Raw genomic sequence first — 17,813 nt, forward strand, 5'->3', positions numbered from 1 at the left:
AGCCTGTACTGAGCACAGACGAAGTATTCTATCTTTCACGCAGAAATTAAGAATAATTTATGTTATAAAAATATAATTTATCCTCTAAAAAAGGTATGTTTACCATAAAATTAACCCACTGAAAATGAGAGCAATTAAGCAACTGTTTTTTTTACTTCTTATTATATCTTCTTGTAAACCAGAATTAAAAGAACCAGCGATACAACAAACAGAAACGGTTTTAATAGGTGAGATAATTGGCAGGCCAAATAGTAACACGTTATGGATGGTTAAATCGTACGAAGATTTTAGAAACGACTCTGTGTTAAAAATACCAATTACAGACTGTAAATTTAATTACACATTTAAGGCAAAGGATATAGAGTCCTATAATTTAGCATTCGAGGAAGATGTAAAACGTGGATATTATAGAGCCGTTACCGTATTTTCAGAACAAGATACCATTAAAATGGTTATACATAATGATGAAGATTTTGATTATAATACAGTAGTTGGTGGAGTTGTAAATGAAGAGTACCAAAACTTTCAAAAAATAATGAGAAGTGATTATTATTCTCGTTACAATGCCATAAATAAAAAATATAAATCTTACAATTATAAAGCATTTCAATCTCAAGCCTATATAGACTTGATGAAACGATTAAAAGAAGCAAAAACACAAGAGGAAAAAGTACCACTATATCAAAAACAAAAACAATTACAAGAAGATAACTTAGATAAAAGTGAACTAGGAAAAATTAAAGAAGCAGAATACAAAGCGATTAATACAGAAATGGTAAACTATAAATATAATTATATATCAAAGCATCCAACACTAGTGTCTTTCGATTTGTTATTAGAAGATTTAATAGGCTTTGAATATAGAGAAGTACCATTAGATAAAGTTTTAAATGCATATAATGCATTAAAACCTAAGTTTACTAGTCACCCTTATAGTAGTTTAGGGCAAAATTTAATTTTTGGAATAACGGGACTAAAAGAAGGTGGAGACTACGTTAATTTTAAGGCTCCAGATATTAAGGGTAAAAAACATGAATTAAAATCTGTATTAGCAGAACATAAAATTGTGTTATTAGATTTGTGGGCTACATGGTGTGGCCCATGTATAGCAAAAACACGTTTAGTTAAACCAGTCTACGAAAAATATAAAGATAAAGGGTTTACTATTTTAGGAGTAGCAGGAGAATTTAAAAACTTAGAGCGCTACACTAAATTTATGGCAAAAGAACAGTGGCCATGGCAACAATTAATAGAATTGGATAAAGAAAATAAAATTTGGGAAAAATATAGTATCATGAACAGCGGAGGCGGCATGTTTTTAATAAGCAGCGAAGGTAAAATACTAGCAGTAGACCCTTCTGCCGAAGAATTAGATGCTATTTTAGAAGAAAAATTAGCTTCAAATACACTAAAACTATAGAATATATTTTACATATCGTCTGTAAAATGTCTACGCACCTTTGCCTTACTAAATTTATCTTTATTATAATGTGAAGATTGCCCTTTTGCTATAGATAACGATTGCCAATCTTCATTTTTTATAAGCGTGCCTATGTAAACTATTTGCCCAATATGATAGGAGTAATGTGCTAATTGTCTGTTAATAGCTTCGGTAACTGTATGGCCCTGATTACGTATGTATATTATGCGCTCTAAATCTTTATAAGTTAAAGACTCTAGAGTATCAAATAAACAAGCCCAGCCTTTGTTCCAAGCGATTAGAACTTCTTCTTTAGTATTATAAGAATCTTCAAATTCTGAATCGCGATGACGCCATTCTTTTTCACCATCTTCGGTTAAAAAATTAGTCCAACGCGATAACATATTACCTACAATATGTTTTGTAATTATGGTAATAGAATTAGCATAGCTATTGGGTTTGTATTGTAATTCTATAAAAGTTAATTGGTTAAACGTTTTGTCGCCTAACGCTTTGTAGTATTCAAATTGCTTTAGTATGCTTGTTAAATAACTACTCATTAGCTTTATCGAAGTTAATACTCACAGAATTTACACAATAACGTGTACCAGTTTCAGTAGGCCCATCGTTAAATACATGACCTAAATGACCTCCACAATTAGAACAAACAATTTCTGTACGAATCATACCGTGTGTTTTGTCTAAAACGTAGTTTACAGTGCCTTTTATAGAGTCGTCAAAACTTGGCCAACCACAATGGGCATCAAATTTACTAGAACTTTCAAATAATTGCTGATTGCATCCTGCGCATTTGTAAGTGCCTTCTTCAAAATGAAGATTGTACTTACCAGTATGCGGTCTTTCAGTTCCTTTTTCTCTTAAAACTCTATACTCTTCCTCAGTGAGCTGTTCTTTCCACTCCTTTTCAGATTTTTCTATATTGTAATTACTCATCTTCTTTTGGTATAAATTTTAAAGCAGCTCCATTTATACAATGTCTTTTGCCTGTAGTATTTCTTGGGCCATCATTAAATACATGACCTAAATGCCCGCCGCATGTTGCACAATGTTCTTCGGTACGTGCATGCCCTATTTTATAATCTGTAGAGTAAGCTACATTGCCCTTTATCTCTCTATCAAAACTTGGCCAACCTGTACCAGAATCGAATTTGTGATCACTTTTAAAAAGAGGTGTTTGGCAACCTGCACACACATAAGTACCCTCTTTGTAATTTTTATTTAATGGACTACTATTTGGTCTCTCTGTTCCAGCCTCTCTAAGTACATAATATGCTTTTTGAGACAATTCTTTTTTCCACTCTTCTTTGGTTTTTGTTACTTTATAAACAGTTTCTTTTTTAGTGTCTTCTTGAGAATTGCTTTTGCAGTTAAATAAAAGTATTGCTAATGCTAATAATGCTAATTTTTTCATATGTAGTAAAGTTATTTTAAATAATTATAATAATAACCATTGAGTCGATAAATCATATAAATGATAACATTATTATTACTTATTTTTAGGTGTTTCATAGAAGAAATGTGTTATTGAACGGTTTTAGTATTAATATTTTAATTTGTAATGGCATCATTGTTGTTTAACTTTTTGTAAATTTATAATTCATAAAAAAAATCATCTTATTATAATGAAATTTAAATCAAGTATAATTACGGTATTAACTCTTGTAATGTTCTTATCGTGTGCAACAAATCCTTTTACAGGAAAGAAAACATTAGCTTTTGTACCTAATTCTCAATTATTCCCAACTTCTTTTGCTCAATACAATCAGTTTTTAGGAGAAAATAAAGTTGTTAAGGGTACGGCAGATGCAGAAATGATAACTAGAGTAGGGCAGCGAATTGCTGTTGCAGCAGAGCGTTGGTTGAATGCAAATGGATATCAAGGATATTTAAAAGACTATAAATGGGAGTACAATTTAGTAAACGACGAAACAATTAACGCTTGGTGTATGCCAGGTGGTAAAATTGTGTTTTATACTGGGATTTTACCAGTTGCAGAAAACGAAGCTGCCATTGCTGCTATTATGGGACATGAGGTTGCACATGCTTTAGCAAACCATGGACAACAACGTATGAGTGCTGGTTTAGCACAACAACTTGGGGCTGTAGCTGGAAATATTGCTATTAAAGACCCAAAAAAAGCAGCAATATTTAATCAAGCTTATGGTGTAGGAACTCAAGTAGGAGGTATGTTACCATTTAGTAGAAGCCATGAAACAGAAGCCGATAAAATAGGATTATATTTAACAGCTATTGCTGGTTATAACCCAGATGAAGCTGCTAACCTATGGCGAAGAATGGGAAAAGCTAGTGGAGGACAAGCACCACCAGAATTTTTAAGTACACACCCAGCAACACAAACACGTATAGAAAACTTAACAGCTTTAGCACCAGCTGCTAAAGCAGAAGCAAAAAAGTTTGGAGTTCAATCTTTTAGACCTATAAATAAATTTTAATACGTAGTTAACAAATAAATACTTATTTTCGAGGCCACTCCATTAATGAGTGGCTTTTTTATTATGGCTAAACTAGAAAAAGGAAGTAAGAAATTATTGAATGCTTGGGCGTTTTACGATTGGGCAAATTCTGTATATACACTAACAATTACGTCCTCTATATTCCCCATTTTTTATTCTGCGTTATTTTTAACTCGTGCTCATGCATCAGACGAGAAAATAGTTAATGCTTTTGGAATGGAATTTAAAAGCACGGCACTTATAACATTTGTTACCGCTTTTACATTTTTAGTGGTAGCTTTTACCTCGCCATTATTATCTGGTATTGCAGATTATGTTGGGAATAAAAAGAACTTTATGAAGTTTTTCTGTTATCTAGGAGGGCTTGGTTGTATAGGCTTGTATTTCTTTGGTATAGAATCTGATGAAATATACTATAGTTTATTATTCTATTTTATGGGATTAATAGGGTATTGGGGGAGTTTAGTATTTTATAATTCCTATTTACCAGATATTGCTTATCCAGAACAACAAGATAGCATTAGTGCTAAAGGGTTTTCTATGGGATACATTGGTAGTGTTATTTTATTAATTATCAATTTAGCAATGGTGATGTTTCCAGATGTTTTTGGGTTTGATATAAGTGTTTCACAATCTATATTAGATAATGGTACAACAGTTGAAATAGAAAAAGCTTTAAAAGAAGCAAAAGATTTCGCTTCTATTAAAGCTATGCGTTATTCATTTATTACTGTAGGACTTTGGTGGATAGGTTTTAGTCAATATTCTTTTTATATACTACCTAAAGGCGTATCTACTGGCCATAAAGTAACAAAGGATGTTGTTTTTAATGGTTTTAAGGAGTTAAAACTGGTTTGGAATGAGCTATTATTAAACTTAAGATTAAAACGCTATTTACTAGCCTTTTTTGTGTTTAGTATGGCAGTACAAACCATTATGTTGGTCGCTGTTTATTTTGGAGAGGAAGAAATAGCTTGGGCTAGTTCTAGTGAAAAAACTACAGGGTTAATTATTAGTATTTTAGTTATACAAGTGGTTGCTATATTAGGAGCTTTTTTAACGTCTAAAAGTTCATCGAAATTTGGAAACATTAAAACATTAATAGTTATAAATGCGATATGGATGGGGCTTTGTTTTTGGGGTTATTTTGTAGAAACGCCTATAGAGTTTTATGCTACTGCGGGTGTTGTTGGTTTAGTTATGGGTGGCATTCAATCCTTGGCGAGGTCTACCTATTCTAAATTTTTGCCAGCTACAGAAGATACCACATCTTACTTTAGCTTTTTTGATGTTGCTGAAAAGATAGGAATAGTTATAGGTATGGTTATTTTTGGGTCTATAGACCAAATAACTGGGAGCATGCGTAATGCCTTTTTGTGTTTATTTGTGTTCTTTTTAGTTGGTATAATTTTACTTTTTAGAGTGCCTAAGAAATAATTGTATTTTATTATTATCTACTTCCGTATATTTACCTCAAATTACATGTTTTATATTATGAAAAAAATAGTACCCTTTTTATCACTTTTTATATTATTATCTGCTTTTACATGCGAGAATGAAGCTTTGGATGAGGAGTTAATTATAACTAACCCTGATGTTACTGTAGATCCTAACGACCCTAATAATCCTAATCCACAGCAAGGTGTCTTTTCTGTAGATTTTGATGGACAAACGTTTGTTGCAGAGTCTGTATCTGCTACTGTTTTAGATGATGTTATGAATATTAATGGCCTTAGAAATAATAATAATGAATTAGTTGTGTTAACAATAAATGGAAGTGGTACAGGTACTTATCAATTAGGTGTTTCATTTGGTAATCCGCCACTTATAAATGGTGCTGTTTATACAGAGCAAAATAATACAAGTGGAGTCTCATGGATTTCGGCAGTTCAAGGAGGGACAGAATCTCAAGGTGAGATTATAGTTACAGAAATTGATGACGTTAATAATACAATTTCTGGAACATTTTCTTTTACAGGAACTAATCCTACATTAATGGAGTCTAAAGAGTTTACTAATGGTGTATTTACTAACATCACTTATACTACAGATATAAGCACTACTAACAATAATACCTTTTTTGCAAAAGTAGATGGTGTAGAATTTGAGGAAAACTTACTAGAAGGAACTTTAACAAGTTTAGCAGGAACGGAGATACTTACTATTACGGCGACTAAGAATAATTTAGAAAGTATTGGCTTTTTCTTACCTGCAGATATTGCTACTGGCACACATACTTTTTCTACCTTTAGTCAACCATCAGGACAGTACAATATTGGTACAACAAGTTCTAATGTTGCAGACGGAACCATTACAATTAGTAACCACAATACAACAGATAAAATTATAGAAGGAACTTTTGAGTTTACTGCCGCACCGCTAACAGGTGGAGGACAGACATATAGTATAACAGAAGGAGAATTCTATATAGAATACTAATGGTGTAAAAAATACAATCTATTAGATACAATTAATATTAAAAAAGCAGTTAGTTTTATATAAAACTAACTGCTTTTTTTAGTACAAATCCCAATTCCCTTGTTTATAATAGGTATATAATTTAGGTGAAAAAATAGTGTTTACTTTAACCCCTGTAGTATCTACTAAAGGTTTCCCAAAAGAAGTAATTTGATTTATAGAATTATTTGTCATCCATTTTAAAGATAAGTTAGATATATCTACTTGTGCTAATTGTTGTTGGGTAATGTCTTGTTTAGTTCCAATAATCCAACCCCATTCTCCTAGCGTTAATACTTGGTTGTGTATGGGTAGGGTTTTAAAGCCTGCAGCACGTAATGTTTTTTCAATACAATAAAAGGCTTTAGTGGCATAATATGGGCTTCCAGATTGGGTTATTAAAATACCTCTATCTGCTAATTTTGATTTGCAGATGTAATAAAACTCTTTAGTATATAATTTATTTAAATCTACATTGTTAGGGTCTGGTAAATCTATAAAAATAGCATCGTAAGTTGTTTTACTGTCTTCTAGAAAATTAAAGGCGTCTTCGGCAACGGTTGTTAACTTGGGATTGGTCATAGAACCTTCGTTCAACTCTGTAAAAATAGAATTGTTTTTTCCTAAATTTAGCATTTCGGCATCTAGGTCTACCAATGTTATATTCTCTATACTATCGTATTTAAAGAGCTCTCTAGCTATGCAACCATCTCCACCTCCTAATATTAATATGTTTGCTTTTTTATCGATTAAATTCATTGGCAAGTGTACCATAGGTTCGTGGTACATAAACTCATCAAACGACGATAATTGCTGATTACCATTTATGTATAGCGAATGCCAATCCTGCCATTTTGTAATAACTATTTTTTGATATTTAGTCTGCTTACTGTATACTATTTTGTCTTTATATTTTACCTGTTCTCCATACTTAACAATAGGTTCTGCAAAAAAGAGTCCAGCCAATATTAAACTTGTAACTACAATATAAGTGATGGTTAAAATGCGTTGTGCTTTTTTTGAAATGGCTTCTTTTAAAACTAGAAATAACCAAAAAGACACTCCTAAGTTTAAAATACCCAATATAAATGGTGTGTAGGTTAAACCTAAATACGGGAGGCCCACGAAAGCAAAGAATAGTCCGCCTATTAAGCTGCCAAAATAATCCTTTTCAAGAATATTAGAAATGTTTATTCTTAATTCCTCAAAATCATCATTTATTCTGGTTGCTAACGGAATCTCTAGACCTATTAGTATTCCTATAAGTATAGATAACAGGTAAATTACCAACCATGAAATATCTGTAACGCCATAAACAATGTAGGATACTAGGGCGGAAAAAGAGACCAAAACAGATAGTATTAACTCGGTAGCAATAAAATAGAGGACTACATTTTGGGTTAACGATTTACTTAATCTACTACCTAGCCCCATAGCAAAGAGCATTATGGAGACTATTAATGTAAATTGTAAAATGGCATTACCTATAAAATAGGAGGCAAGCGTAGATAAAATATATTCTGCTACAATACCACTTATTCCTGTTGCAAATAATGCTACTTTTAAAGTAAGTGATTTTTGTTTTTTAGTGTATTTCAAAATGTTTATTTTCCAATTCCACCAGATCTAGATCTTGTAGAAGATCCGCTACTATATCTAGATGAACTTCTTGACGTTTTTTTATTTAAGTTATTCCAGCGGCTACTGTTTTGTGTTTTTCTTGAAAAAAATGAAGGCCTCGTTTTTTTCTGGTAATCGCTTCTTGTGCCGTAAGCATAAGAATTATTAGAAGCATTTCTTCCGTAGTAACTTTGTCCACTACTATTATATGTTCTATAACTATTATAATCGTTTCTGTATACACTTCTACGTGTTCCTAACCAATACCAAAGGAAAGGACTTGTAGAGTGTGTTCTCCAACGTCTATGCGAATTTGAGCTATTTGTTTTGGTAGAGTCTTTGCTTGTTTCTTCCCATTCTCCATGTTTTTCGTTACCTATAGCCCAACCAAATCCTACTGGTTGTGCGGTAAATGATGTTTTACCATTATGTCTAGATATAATCTCCATACCTAAATCGTTTTGATGTTTTTGAAAGAAGGTTTTGTTTACAGATTGCCAACCTTTAGTGGTTGTGTGTAAAGAGTCGCCTTTTAATTCTAAAACTTTGTATTTATGTCTGTGGTCTAAAACATTATTTTCTTCATTTATACTCATATCATCTAATACTAAAGAAAAATCGTTTGTTGGTATAGATTTTCTAATAATTTCAGAAGGTTCTTGAGCAACTTGTTTAGACTGCTTTTCGGTATTTCCGCAAGAGAAGAGTATTAAAGGTAATGTGACTAGTAGAATTCGCTTTATCATGTTAATTCGCTTTTATATTCTTAATTTTTTTTGCTTTTATTTCTTCACCTAAAAAAGCTTCATAGGTACCATCATCCCATTTTTCAATAGTTAATATATCGTCTTTATAATAAAATAAAAAGGATTCTAGAGTTTCTCTTCTTGTAAAGGTATTTGGGTTTTTATATTGCCCAGTATAGGTTTCCTCTAATTCGTATTCTTTTCCTTCAAAATAAATAACACCTTCTCTAATAGCATCGGTTAAAAAGGCTTCGCCTATGGTTGCATCTTCGCTGTATATTATTTCGTAATTTCCTTTTATAAATTCTACCTCAAGATAGGCTTTTTTATGAGCCGATTGTAAGGTGTATTCTATGCTAGAATTATCCATATCCCAATCGTATTCACCAATTTCTATAATTTTCCAGTCTGTTTTAAAGAGCGTTAAAGTATAGTCTAGTTTTAATTTATGTAAAGGGTAATTTTCTTTATTACTATTTCCAAACATATTTATTCTATTTCTTTATTACAATGTGGGCAGATACATTTATCTGTAGATTTTACTTTTCTAATTTCATCAATATATGCAGAACTTATTATTCCTGTTGGCAGTGCAACAAAACCAATTCCTAATAGCGCTATAATTGCGCTCATTAGTTTTCCTAAACCTGTAATTGGGTAGATATCTCCATAACCTACTGTTGTTAATGTAGCAACTGCCCACCACATGGCTTCTCCTATATTCTGGAAGGCATCTGGTTGCGCTTCGTTTTCTATATTATACATTATTGTCGAAGCCAAAATGAGTAGTATAAACACTAAAAAAACAGTAACCATAATTTCATTTTTAGTTCTATTAACTACAGAACGTATAATGTTTAAGGATTTAAAATGTCTATTTAGTTTTAAAATTCTTAGTAAACGCAATAAGCGTAATACTCTAACTACACGTAAATCTATTTTAAAGATAAACGGAAGGTAAAATGGTAATATTGATGCTAAATCTATAATTCCTATAAACGAAGTAATATATTTTAGCCTTGCTTTAGTTTTTGAGAGTTGTGGATATATAATATCTGCTATCCATATTCTAATACCATATTCTAAAGAGAAAACGATAATAGAGAAAGCTTCTAGGTAGGTAAAAAATGTTTGAAACCGAGTATAAATGTTATTGTAAGATTCCAGTACTATTGCAATAACATTTATAATAATAAGTGCAGAGATAAAGTGTTCTACAATAACATCTCCAAAAGTATTACCTCTCTCATCATCAAAATACAAAGCAATTTTTCTTTTAAAACTCATAGTTTAAATGCTCATTTTTTTTAAGAATCCTCTATTTGATGATTGCTCTTCTATACGCTTAGCTTTAAACTGCTCTTTTAGCCATAAAATACCTTCTTTTAGATCTGATGTGTGATTGCATGTAAAAAAGTCTAGTGCTACATATTTATGCTCTGGCCATGTATGTATTGCAATATGGCTTTCCTTTATTACTATAACACCGCTTACACCTATTGGTGAAAATTCATGAATAGTAGTATTAACTATAGTTAGATTCATGATATTAGCAGCCTTTTCAAGAATTTTCTTTATAGTAGTAGCTTTATTTATAATCTCCGGATCGCAATCGTAATAATCTATTGTAGTTTGTTGACCTAGACTTTTTTCCATGTTTCAAATATATGGTTTTTATGTGTTTATTATATGATATTTCAAATAGCAGTTTTATAAAGGCTTAATTATGTTTGGTTTTCTTTTTTAATAATAAGAAAGTTAGAATTATGGGAACGCTAATTCCAATTAATAATAATACATATTTGACTAATCCAGTTAAAATAAAGAAAAAGAATCCATAATCTATTCGATAATTATCTGCTTTTTGATTAAACTCTATTATAGATTCTGAATTCGATAATAAGAAATAGGTTATAATACAGAATATGCTAATTGTATAAAGTCCTAGGATTTTTAAATATTGTTTATTCTTCATACTATTTTAGTGACAAAACATAAGACACAAAAAAACGCTATTCGTTACAGAATAGCGTTTTATATTGTTATTTAAAAAATTAAATTCTATCCATCAATATCTCCAGACCCCGTTACTTTAGTATCTTTTGTTTCTGGGTTCCCTTTATAATCTATATCTCCAGAACCAGTAACACGTGCTTTTAAACGTTTTGTAGAAACAACTTCTGCACCTCCAGAACCTGTTACTTTAGCTTCTGTGTTTTTTGCTTGTAAGTAAAATCCATGAAAATCTCCAGAACCTGTTACAGTAGCAGATAAGTTTGTAGTGTGCCCTTTTAATGTAATATCTCCAGATCCAGAAACACCAGCAGAAACATCTGTAGCATTAACATCTAGAGTTATGTCTCCTGAGCCAGCTAATCTTACTTCAAATTTTTTAGAATCTATAGTATCTTTAGTTATAACATCTCCAGATCCTGCAAGCGATATTTTTTCTATGTCTTGAAAAGGGATAGTAATTTTTATTTGTTTATTCCACCCTGTTTTTAGCGTATACCCTTTTTTTGTTTTAATAACTAAAGTACCATTCTTTACTTCTGTAATAATATAATCTAGTAAGTTAGAATCTCCTTCAAGAGTTAAATTTCCTTCTGTACCTTTTTCAAAAATAAAGTCCATAGACCCTGCGCATTTTACAACGTCGTAATCAGGTGTGTTTCGGGTTATTTTTGTAGTGTTTCCGTTACCTTTTATTTTTTTGCTTCCCCATTGTGCTTGTGCAAATGATACAAATAATAATGCTGCGATTAAAAGTGTTGATTGTTTTAAAGTTTTCATAATGTATTGATTTTTTTTGATTGAGTATTAATTATTGTTTGTTTAATGTAATGCTTCCGTACTCAGAATTTATTTTCATTAAGTTGCCTGAGCCTTGCGATTTATGATATCCAGAATAATTTTTGGATGTAGTTCTTACGTTTTTATTTGTAAACTGTAAAGCATCATCGTTATCTTTTAGTGAACCGTATTGCAAATCGACATCAAAATCGAAAGCATATTCGCTATCATAACCAATTTTAATACCAACGTAGTCCGAGTTTATAGTAACATTTTGTGCGTTTTTTGTAAGTCTATCTACACGTATAGAACCGTAATCTGCAATAATGGATAAGTTTTTATAGATATCGCCAAGTCTTACTGTAAGGTAATTTCCTTTGCCTTCTATATTATTTACTTTATCTACGGTTAAAGCACCGTAATCGCAATTATAATTTACATCTTCTACAATTTCAATTTTAGATTTTGTATAATCTGCAACTAAATCTATTTTATTAGCTTTAGAGATAGTAAAACCACTGTAGTCTGCATTTATTTTTGCGCTTTTAATGTATTCGAAAAAACAATTATTTGTATAATCGAAAGTAATTCTATTATTATCGCCTAATAGCTCCTTTGTTGTAATTTTTCCGTAATCGCAATTTATAATGGCCTGTCCTTCTAATCTATCTAAATTTATAGAACCATAATCATTACTTAAATCTACATTATTTGTTATTGGCATTTTTACAATGTAATTAATAGTCATGTTTACATTGTCGTTTTTGCCCCATTTCCACCAAGATTTAGATTTGTTTTTATTAAAAATAGTTTTTGCAGAAACCATATTGAGAGACCCATCAAAATCTATAGTAATTTCATCTAATTTTTTCTGCACTTTTTCTTCATTTTTACCACTTGTAGTTATCTTTATTTCAAACTCAATTCGGTTTTCATTCCAGGTAATTACGTTTAAATTACCATAACTGTTATTAACCTTTAATGTGGCGTTTGCACTAACATCAAATTGTTTTGTAATGGTTTTTTCCTTTTTATATTTGTTTTTATCATGATTGGCAAATAAAACCAAAGGCAATAAAAGCAATATTAAGGCTATATTATATTGTGTTGCTCGTTTCATCGATATGTTGTTTAATTGTTTTTATTTCTTCTATACTTTGTAATACCGTTTTTAATAAATCTACTCTGTTTAAGAAATTATTAATCATAGCATGAATAACGCGTTTGTCGTTACCGCTTTCTGTTAAATCTATTTTTAGGAGTTGGTATTCCTCTTCAAGAATTTCTATTTGAGACATGGCGTCTGCTATAAGTAACTCTGTTTCTGGTGTTCTTTCTTTTTTTACTTTGCTCAACTCTTCTTCAATAACAGCACTAAAAAAGTGTTGTGTATTTGCCATTTCTGGAGAGACGCTTGCTAAATCTTTAATTTCATTCTCTGTATTTATAGAAAAAGTTAATGTTAAGATTAATGCAATAGTAGCTGCAATACCAATAAAAGGTTTCCATAAACGTCGTTTAAGTTTAGTAGACGCTACAGGTGTTTCGTTACTAGCTTTTAGTTTTTCTAAAAAACGATTTTCATGCCCAGTGTTAGGTATTTCGATATCAAAATCGCTCTGTAGATTTTCAAAAAGGTGATTTAAATTATCTTTATTCATTTATAATTGTATTTCTATTATCCAACTAAGGATTGTATTTTTACCCTTAAGCTATCTTTAGCTCTAGATATTGTTGTTCTGCAATTAGCATAAGAAATAGACATGATTTCGCTTATTTCTTCGTAATCGTAACCTTCAATTAAATGTAAAGTTAAAGCCACTCTGTAATTGTCTTTAAGCATATTCATGGTTTCTAAAACTTGTTTTGCTTTTAAGTTAGTAAACTCATAATCGCTTGAAACTCCATCATTGTCTTCAACTTTATATAACACATCGTCTAGTGGCACTTCATTGTATTTATTACTTTTATTATAGTGATGAATACTTTTGTTTATAACGATACGTTTTAGCCATGCTCCAAAGGTTTTTATGTCTTTTAAAGATTCCAGTTTTGTGAAGGCCAACAAAAAGGCATCTTGCATTACATCTTCTGCTTCAAAGCTGTCTTTTACAATTCGGTAGGCTGTATTGTACATGGCCTTGTAGTACCTATTATATATTTCCAATTGCGCGAATTGGTCATTGGTTTTACAGAGCTTAATTAGCTGTTCGATATTGTAATTGGTTAGTGTCAAAAAAAACAAATTGTTATAATAAAGAGTTAAGTTACTATTCTTTGTTACAGTTTGATGAGATTTTTTTTAATATTTTTAATGTTTAACATTTAAAATAGCTGTTAACTGTTTGTTTTTTAGAGTTTTATTTTTTCGTAAAAAACTTTTTTACAAGGATTAAACCTGTTTTTTATTTTATAATTGGCATATTAATTGATTTTTATGAGTAGATGTAAATGTATTGATTGAGTGTAGGTACTTGCTAATCAGTGTGTTTTCGTATAAATAGTTTTAATTTTACAAATATAACATTGCGTCATGCTTTAAGTTTAATGACACAATGACTTAAAAATACATATGAAGAAATCTAATTTTATTAGTCTTGACAGTTTGTCATCACAGGATTTTGATGAAAATTCAGAATTAATCCCTTTAATGACTCCAGAAGACGAAGAAGAAATAAATAACGAACAATTACCAGAAACTCTACCTATACTATCGTTGCGTAATACAGTATTGTTTCCAGGTGTAGTAATTCCTATTACAGCTGGGCGCGACAAATCTATTAAGCTAATTAATGATGCTAATAACGGTAGTAAAGTTATTGGAGTAGTCTCTCAAAAAGATGAAGAGGTTGAGGATCCTAAAGCAGAAGATATTTATCCAGTAGGAACAGTTGCCCGTATTTTAAAGGTTTTAAAAATGCCAGATGGTAATACAACAGTTATTATACAAGGTAAAAAGCGTTTTGGAATAAATCAGGTTGTTACCGAAGAACCTTATATAACAGCTACAATTAGTGAAGTTCCAGAAGCAAGACCAGCTAGAAAAAATAAAGAATTTAATGCTATAACAGAATCTATTAAAGAGCTAGCATTACAAATTATAAAAGACAGCCCGAGTATTCCTAGCGAAGCCTCTTTTGCAATAAAAAATATAGAAAGCGACTCGTTTTTAATAAATTTTGTCTCTTCTAACATGAATCTTTCTGTAGAAGAAAAACAATCTCTGTTAGAAACAAATGATTTAAAAGAACGAGCACTTAAAACATTAAAGTTTATGAATATCGAGCGCCAAAAACTGGAGCTTAAAAACGATATTCAATCTAAAGTTCATAGTGATATGAACCAGCAGCAGCGTGAGTATTTCTTACACCAGCAAATGAAAACCATCCAAGAAGAACTTGGAGGTGTTAGTAGTGAGCAAGAGTTAGAAGATATGCGAGTACGTGCTAAGGATAAAAAGTGGGACGAAAAAGTTGCGAAGCATTTTGAGAAAGAATTAGCTAAAATGCAACGTATGAATCCGCAAGTAGCCGAGTATTCTATACAACGTAACTATTTGGATTTATTTTTAGATTTACCTTGGAATGAGTTTAGTGAAGATAAATTCGACCTAAAACGCGCTAAGAAAATATTAGACAGAGACCATTACGGATTAGACGATGTTAAAAAACGTATTATAGAATATTTAGCAGTATTAAAGCTACGTAACGATATGAAATCGCCTATTTTGTGCTTATATGGGCCTCCTGGTGTTGGTAAAACCTCTTTAGGAAAATCTATAGCAGAAGCATTAGGAAGAGAATATGTACGTATCTCTTTAGGAGGATTAAGAGACGAAGCAGAAATTAGAGGACACCGTAAAACCTATATAGGTGCAATGCCAGGGCGAATTATACAAAGTCTTAAAAAGGCAGGAACATCAAACCCAGTGTTTGTTTTAGATGAAATAGATAAACTATCTAACTCGCATCAAGGCGATCCCTCTTCTGCTATGTTAGAAGTATTAGATCCAGAACAAAATAGTGAGTTCTACGATAACTTCTTAGAAATGGGGTACGACTTATCTAAAGTTATGTTTATAGCAACATCTAATAGCTTAAATACTATACAGCCAGCATTACTAGACCGTATGGAAATTATTAATGTAACAGGCTATACTATAGAAGAGAAAGTAGAAATAGGAAAACGTCACCTATTACCAAAACAATTGGTAGAACATGGATTAACAGATAAAGATTTAAAAGTAGCAAAACCACAACTAGAAAAAATTGTTGAAGGTTATACTAGAGAATCTGGAGTTAGAGGCTTAGAAAAGCAAATTGCAAAAACTGTACGTTATGCTGCTAAAAATATCGCCATGGAAGAAGACTATAATGTTAAGATTTCTAATGAAGATATTATAGAAATATTAGGAGGCCCTAAACTAGAACGTGACAAATACGAAAATAATGATGTCGCAGGTGTAGTTACAGGATTAGCATGGACTAGAGTAGGAGGAGACATTTTATTTATAGAATCTATTTTATCTAAAGGAAAAGGAAACCTATCTATTACAGGAAACTTAGGTAAGGTTATGAAAGAATCATCTACAATAGCAATGGAGTACATAAAAGCTAATGCCGATGAATTTGGAATAAACCCAGAAGTTTTTGAAAAATACAATGTGCACATCCACGTGCCTGAAGGCGCAACACCAAAAGATGGGCCAAGTGCAGGTGTAACCATGTTAACATCTTTAGTCTCTTTATTTACGCAACGTAAAGTAAAGAAAAGCTTAGCCATGACAGGAGAAATAACTTTAAGAGGTAAAGTATTACCAGTAGGCGGTATAAAAGAAAAGATATTAGCAGCAAAACGTGCGCGTATTAAAGAAATTTTATTATGTGAAGATAATAGAAGAGATATTGAAGAAATTAAGCCAGAATACTTAAAAGGTTTAAAATTTCATTATGTAAGTGATATGAAGGATGTTGTAGATATTGCTGTTACTAAGCAAAAAGTAAAAAATGCGAAGAAATTATAAACTTAAAAGAGTAACTACAGTTTTAGCTTTTTTAGTCTCTATTTTTGTATTCTCTCAAGAAGACGATGGTTTTACCGATGTAATAATAGATGGTAAACCTGCAAAATTATCTATGTCTACAGGAGAATATAAATTTATAGATGAAAAAGTAGAAAAAGCTAAAACTGAAGTGGATTCTATTACACCAAAAAAAGAAATAGAATCCACAATAAATAAAAGTGAAGATAAATTGCATATCGTTAAAGCTGGTGAGACTTTTTATGCAATTTCTAAACATTATGGAATAAGTATAGCCCATATTAAAGAACTTAATGGAATAAAAACAAATACATTAAGCATAGGGCAAACTTTAAAAATTGGGTATGTTAAACGATCAACAAATACAGAATCAAAATTTTGGGTCGTTAAAAAAGGAGAAACCTTATATAGTATAGCTAAAACAAATGGTATAACCGTTTCAGAATTAAAAACATTAAACAATCTAGAATCTAATATAATTAAAGTTGGGACACAATTAATCTTAAGATAAAGTGTAAAAAAACGACTATTAAAAAAATAAAAATAACTTCTAGCCGTTCTAAAATAGATTTAGTTACTTTGCAACTTTATGATAAAAAAAATTGCCCTATTTATTTGCCTCATATATAGTTCCTTTTGTTTGGCACAACTTGGAGGGCAATCTACGTACCAATTTTTAAATTTAGTATCCTCACCACGACAAGCTGCATTAGGAGGTAAAGTATTAACAAATGTCGATTACGATGTTACACAAGCATTGTATAACCCCTCTACAATTAATGTAGAAATGGATAATCAATTAGCATTAAACTATTCTAGTTATTTAGGCGGAATATCATACGGAACAGCTGCTTATGCTTATACATGGGATAGAAGGCGCCAAACCTTCCATACAGGAATGACTTATGTAGATTATGGAACTTTTGAAGGTTATGATGAAAATGGAGTAGCAACATCACCCTTTACAGGAAAAGAAGCAGCTTTATCTTTTGGTTATGCATTACAAATTGGCTATTCAGATTTTTATGGAGGTGCAAACGTTAAATTAATAACATCAACACTAGAACAATACAGTTCGTTAGGTGTAGCTACAGATTTAGCATTACTATACATAGACGAAGATTTAGAATTTCAAGGAACTATAGTTGTAAGAAACCTAGGGACACAAATAACTACATACGCAGGTAGGCAAGAATCGCTACCATTAGAAATAAATGTAGGTTTATCTCAAACCTTAGAGC

General features: G+C 31.2%; 19 protein-coding genes. 7 read left to right on the plus strand and 12 right to left on the minus strand.

What is annotated here, in order from left to right; translation table 11 throughout:
* Window positions 1–124: 124 nt before the first annotated feature.
* A complete protein-coding gene (locus tag ACVC2P_RS17740; protein ID WP_452599785.1) occupies window positions 125–1,420 on the plus strand; it encodes a peroxiredoxin family protein in 1,296 nt (431 codons plus the stop codon).
* 8 nt (window positions 1,421–1,428) lie between these two features.
* Here the strand turns inward: ACVC2P_RS17740 and ACVC2P_RS17745 are convergent, their stop codons facing one another.
* Genes ACVC2P_RS17745 through msrB (ACVC2P_RS17755) form a run of 3 tightly spaced genes read right to left on the minus strand, consistent with a single transcriptional unit; the run spans window position 1,429 to window position 2,852 of the window.
* Window positions 1,429–1,980, minus strand: coding sequence for a DUF1572 family protein (locus ACVC2P_RS17745; protein ID WP_452599786.1), 552 nt, complete (start codon window positions 1,978–1,980; stop codon window positions 1,429–1,431).
* The gene (gene msrB, locus ACVC2P_RS17750; RefSeq protein ID WP_452599787.1) at window positions 1,973–2,374 is read right to left on the minus strand and encodes a peptide-methionine (R)-S-oxide reductase MsrB; all 402 of its coding nucleotides are present in this window, start codon (window positions 2,372–2,374) and stop codon (window positions 1,973–1,975) included. Before msrB (ACVC2P_RS17750) ends, ACVC2P_RS17745 begins: the two co-directional genes overlap by 8 nt.
* Window positions 2,367–2,852 carry a peptide-methionine (R)-S-oxide reductase MsrB gene (msrB, locus tag ACVC2P_RS17755; protein ID WP_452599788.1) on the minus strand — a complete coding sequence of 162 codons (486 nt, stop codon included), beginning with the start codon at window positions 2,850–2,852 and terminating at the stop codon, window positions 2,367–2,369. Before msrB (ACVC2P_RS17755) ends, msrB (ACVC2P_RS17750) begins: the two co-directional genes overlap by 8 nt.
* 211 nt (window positions 2,853–3,063) lie before the next feature.
* On the opposite strand from msrB (ACVC2P_RS17755), the gene ACVC2P_RS17760 reads away from it, so the two are divergent.
* The 3 genes from ACVC2P_RS17760 (at window position 3,064) to ACVC2P_RS17770 (ending at window position 6,354) form a co-directional block, all read left to right on the plus strand.
* Window positions 3,064–3,894: a M48 family metallopeptidase gene (locus tag ACVC2P_RS17760; protein ID WP_452599789.1), complete on the plus strand. Its 831-nt coding sequence runs from the start codon at window positions 3,064–3,066 to the stop codon at window positions 3,892–3,894.
* A 63-nt stretch (window positions 3,895–3,957) separates the two neighbouring features.
* The gene (locus ACVC2P_RS17765) at window positions 3,958–5,352 is read left to right on the plus strand and encodes an MFS transporter (protein ID WP_452599790.1); all 1,395 of its coding nucleotides are present in this window, start codon (window positions 3,958–3,960) and stop codon (window positions 5,350–5,352) included.
* 57 nt (window positions 5,353–5,409) lie between these two features.
* Entirely contained in the window at window positions 5,410–6,354 is a 945-nt protein-coding gene (locus ACVC2P_RS17770; protein ID WP_452599791.1) for a DUF6252 family protein, read from the plus strand.
* A gap of 78 nt (window positions 6,355–6,432) precedes the next feature.
* Here the strand turns inward: ACVC2P_RS17770 and ACVC2P_RS17775 are convergent, their stop codons facing one another.
* The 9 genes from ACVC2P_RS17775 to ACVC2P_RS17815 all read right to left on the minus strand — a co-directional run bounded on the left by ACVC2P_RS17775 (window position 6,433) and on the right by ACVC2P_RS17815 (window position 13,767).
* Window positions 6,433–7,971 carry a polyamine aminopropyltransferase gene (locus ACVC2P_RS17775; RefSeq protein WP_452599792.1) on the minus strand — a complete coding sequence of 513 codons (1,539 nt, stop codon included), beginning with the start codon at window positions 7,969–7,971 and terminating at the stop codon, window positions 6,433–6,435.
* Window positions 7,972–7,976: 5 nt separating this feature from the next.
* Window positions 7,977–8,738: a hypothetical protein gene (locus tag ACVC2P_RS17780; RefSeq protein ID WP_452599793.1), complete on the minus strand. Its 762-nt coding sequence runs from the start codon at window positions 8,736–8,738 to the stop codon at window positions 7,977–7,979.
* Between the two features lies 1 nt (window position 8,739).
* Window positions 8,740–9,225 carry a DUF4178 domain-containing protein gene (locus ACVC2P_RS17785; RefSeq protein ID WP_452599794.1) on the minus strand — a complete coding sequence of 162 codons (486 nt, stop codon included), beginning with the start codon at window positions 9,223–9,225 and terminating at the stop codon, window positions 8,740–8,742.
* Between the two features lie 2 nt (window positions 9,226–9,227).
* Window positions 9,228–10,025 carry an ion transporter gene (locus ACVC2P_RS17790; protein ID WP_452599795.1) on the minus strand — a complete coding sequence of 266 codons (798 nt, stop codon included), beginning with the start codon at window positions 10,023–10,025 and terminating at the stop codon, window positions 9,228–9,230.
* Window positions 10,026–10,028: 3 nt separating this feature from the next.
* Window positions 10,029–10,394: an adenosylmethionine decarboxylase gene (gene speD, locus ACVC2P_RS17795; protein ID WP_452599796.1), complete on the minus strand. Its 366-nt coding sequence runs from the start codon at window positions 10,392–10,394 to the stop codon at window positions 10,029–10,031.
* Window positions 10,395–10,799: 405 nt separating this feature from the next.
* On the minus strand, window positions 10,800–11,531 hold the full coding sequence (locus ACVC2P_RS17800) for a head GIN domain-containing protein (RefSeq protein WP_452599797.1): 732 nt from the start codon (window positions 11,529–11,531) through the stop codon (window positions 10,800–10,802).
* A gap of 31 nt (window positions 11,532–11,562) precedes the next feature.
* Complete coding sequence (locus ACVC2P_RS17805; RefSeq protein WP_452599798.1) at window positions 11,563–12,651, minus strand: hypothetical protein; 1,089 nt, start codon at window positions 12,649–12,651, stop codon at window positions 11,563–11,565.
* Complete coding sequence (locus ACVC2P_RS17810) at window positions 12,629–13,192, minus strand: hypothetical protein (RefSeq protein WP_452599799.1); 564 nt, start codon at window positions 13,190–13,192, stop codon at window positions 12,629–12,631. The genes ACVC2P_RS17805 and ACVC2P_RS17810 overlap by 23 nt, the downstream gene beginning before the upstream one ends.
* A gap of 17 nt (window positions 13,193–13,209) precedes the next feature.
* Window positions 13,210–13,767, minus strand: coding sequence for an RNA polymerase sigma factor (locus ACVC2P_RS17815; protein WP_452599800.1), 558 nt, complete (start codon window positions 13,765–13,767; stop codon window positions 13,210–13,212).
* Between the two features lie 336 nt (window positions 13,768–14,103).
* On the opposite strand from ACVC2P_RS17815, the gene lon reads away from it, so the two are divergent.
* The 3 genes from lon to porQ form a co-directional block, all read left to right on the plus strand.
* Window positions 14,104–16,554, plus strand: coding sequence for an endopeptidase La (lon, locus tag ACVC2P_RS17820; protein WP_452599801.1), 2,451 nt, complete (start codon window positions 14,104–14,106; stop codon window positions 16,552–16,554).
* Window positions 16,538–17,083: a LysM peptidoglycan-binding domain-containing protein gene (locus ACVC2P_RS17825; RefSeq protein WP_452599802.1), complete on the plus strand. Its 546-nt coding sequence runs from the start codon at window positions 16,538–16,540 to the stop codon at window positions 17,081–17,083. Before lon ends, ACVC2P_RS17825 begins: the two co-directional genes overlap by 17 nt.
* 129 nt (window positions 17,084–17,212) lie before the next feature.
* A partial coding sequence (gene porQ / locus ACVC2P_RS17830) for a type IX secretion system protein PorQ (protein WP_452599803.1) occupies window positions 17,213–17,813 on the plus strand: 601 nt, incomplete at its 3' end.

The organism is Pontimicrobium sp. MEBiC01747 (genome assembly GCF_053601635.1).

What these genes read in the sequence shown, in the direction of transcription:
- speD (WP_452599796.1), bottom strand. Translation starts at nt 10,394, where the DNA reads ATGGAAAAAAGTCTAGGTCAACAAACTACAATAGATTATTACGATTGC.
- ACVC2P_RS17760 (WP_452599789.1), top strand. Translation starts at nt 3,064, where the DNA reads ATGAAATTTAAATCAAGTATAATTACGGTATTAACTCTTGTAATGTTC.
- ACVC2P_RS17770 (WP_452599791.1), top strand. Translation starts at nt 5,410, where the DNA reads ATGAAAAAAATAGTACCCTTTTTATCACTTTTTATATTATTATCTGCT.
- ACVC2P_RS17785 (WP_452599794.1), bottom strand. Translation starts at nt 9,225, where the DNA reads ATGTTTGGAAATAGTAATAAAGAAAATTACCCTTTACATAAATTAAAA.
- ACVC2P_RS17780 (WP_452599793.1), bottom strand. Translation starts at nt 8,738, where the DNA reads ATGATAAAGCGAATTCTACTAGTCACATTACCTTTAATACTCTTCTCT.
- lon (WP_452599801.1), top strand. Translation starts at nt 14,104, where the DNA reads ATGAAGAAATCTAATTTTATTAGTCTTGACAGTTTGTCATCACAGGAT.
- ACVC2P_RS17810 (WP_452599799.1), bottom strand. Translation starts at nt 13,192, where the DNA reads ATGAATAAAGATAATTTAAATCACCTTTTTGAAAATCTACAGAGCGAT.
- msrB (WP_452599787.1), bottom strand. Translation starts at nt 2,374, where the DNA reads ATGAGTAATTACAATATAGAAAAATCTGAAAAGGAGTGGAAAGAACAG.
- ACVC2P_RS17740 (WP_452599785.1), top strand. Translation starts at nt 125, where the DNA reads ATGAGAGCAATTAAGCAACTGTTTTTTTTACTTCTTATTATATCTTCT.
- msrB (WP_452599788.1), bottom strand. Translation starts at nt 2,852, where the DNA reads ATGAAAAAATTAGCATTATTAGCATTAGCAATACTTTTATTTAACTGC.
- ACVC2P_RS17800 (WP_452599797.1), bottom strand. Translation starts at nt 11,531, where the DNA reads ATGAAAACTTTAAAACAATCAACACTTTTAATCGCAGCATTATTATTT.
- ACVC2P_RS17790 (WP_452599795.1), bottom strand. Translation starts at nt 10,025, where the DNA reads ATGAGTTTTAAAAGAAAAATTGCTTTGTATTTTGATGATGAGAGAGGT.
- ACVC2P_RS17765 (WP_452599790.1), top strand. Translation starts at nt 3,958, where the DNA reads ATGGCTAAACTAGAAAAAGGAAGTAAGAAATTATTGAATGCTTGGGCG.
- ACVC2P_RS17745 (WP_452599786.1), bottom strand. Translation starts at nt 1,980, where the DNA reads ATGAGTAGTTATTTAACAAGCATACTAAAGCAATTTGAATACTACAAA.
- ACVC2P_RS17825 (WP_452599802.1), top strand. Translation starts at nt 16,538, where the DNA reads ATGCGAAGAAATTATAAACTTAAAAGAGTAACTACAGTTTTAGCTTTT.
- ACVC2P_RS17805 (WP_452599798.1), bottom strand. Translation starts at nt 12,651, where the DNA reads ATGAAACGAGCAACACAATATAATATAGCCTTAATATTGCTTTTATTG.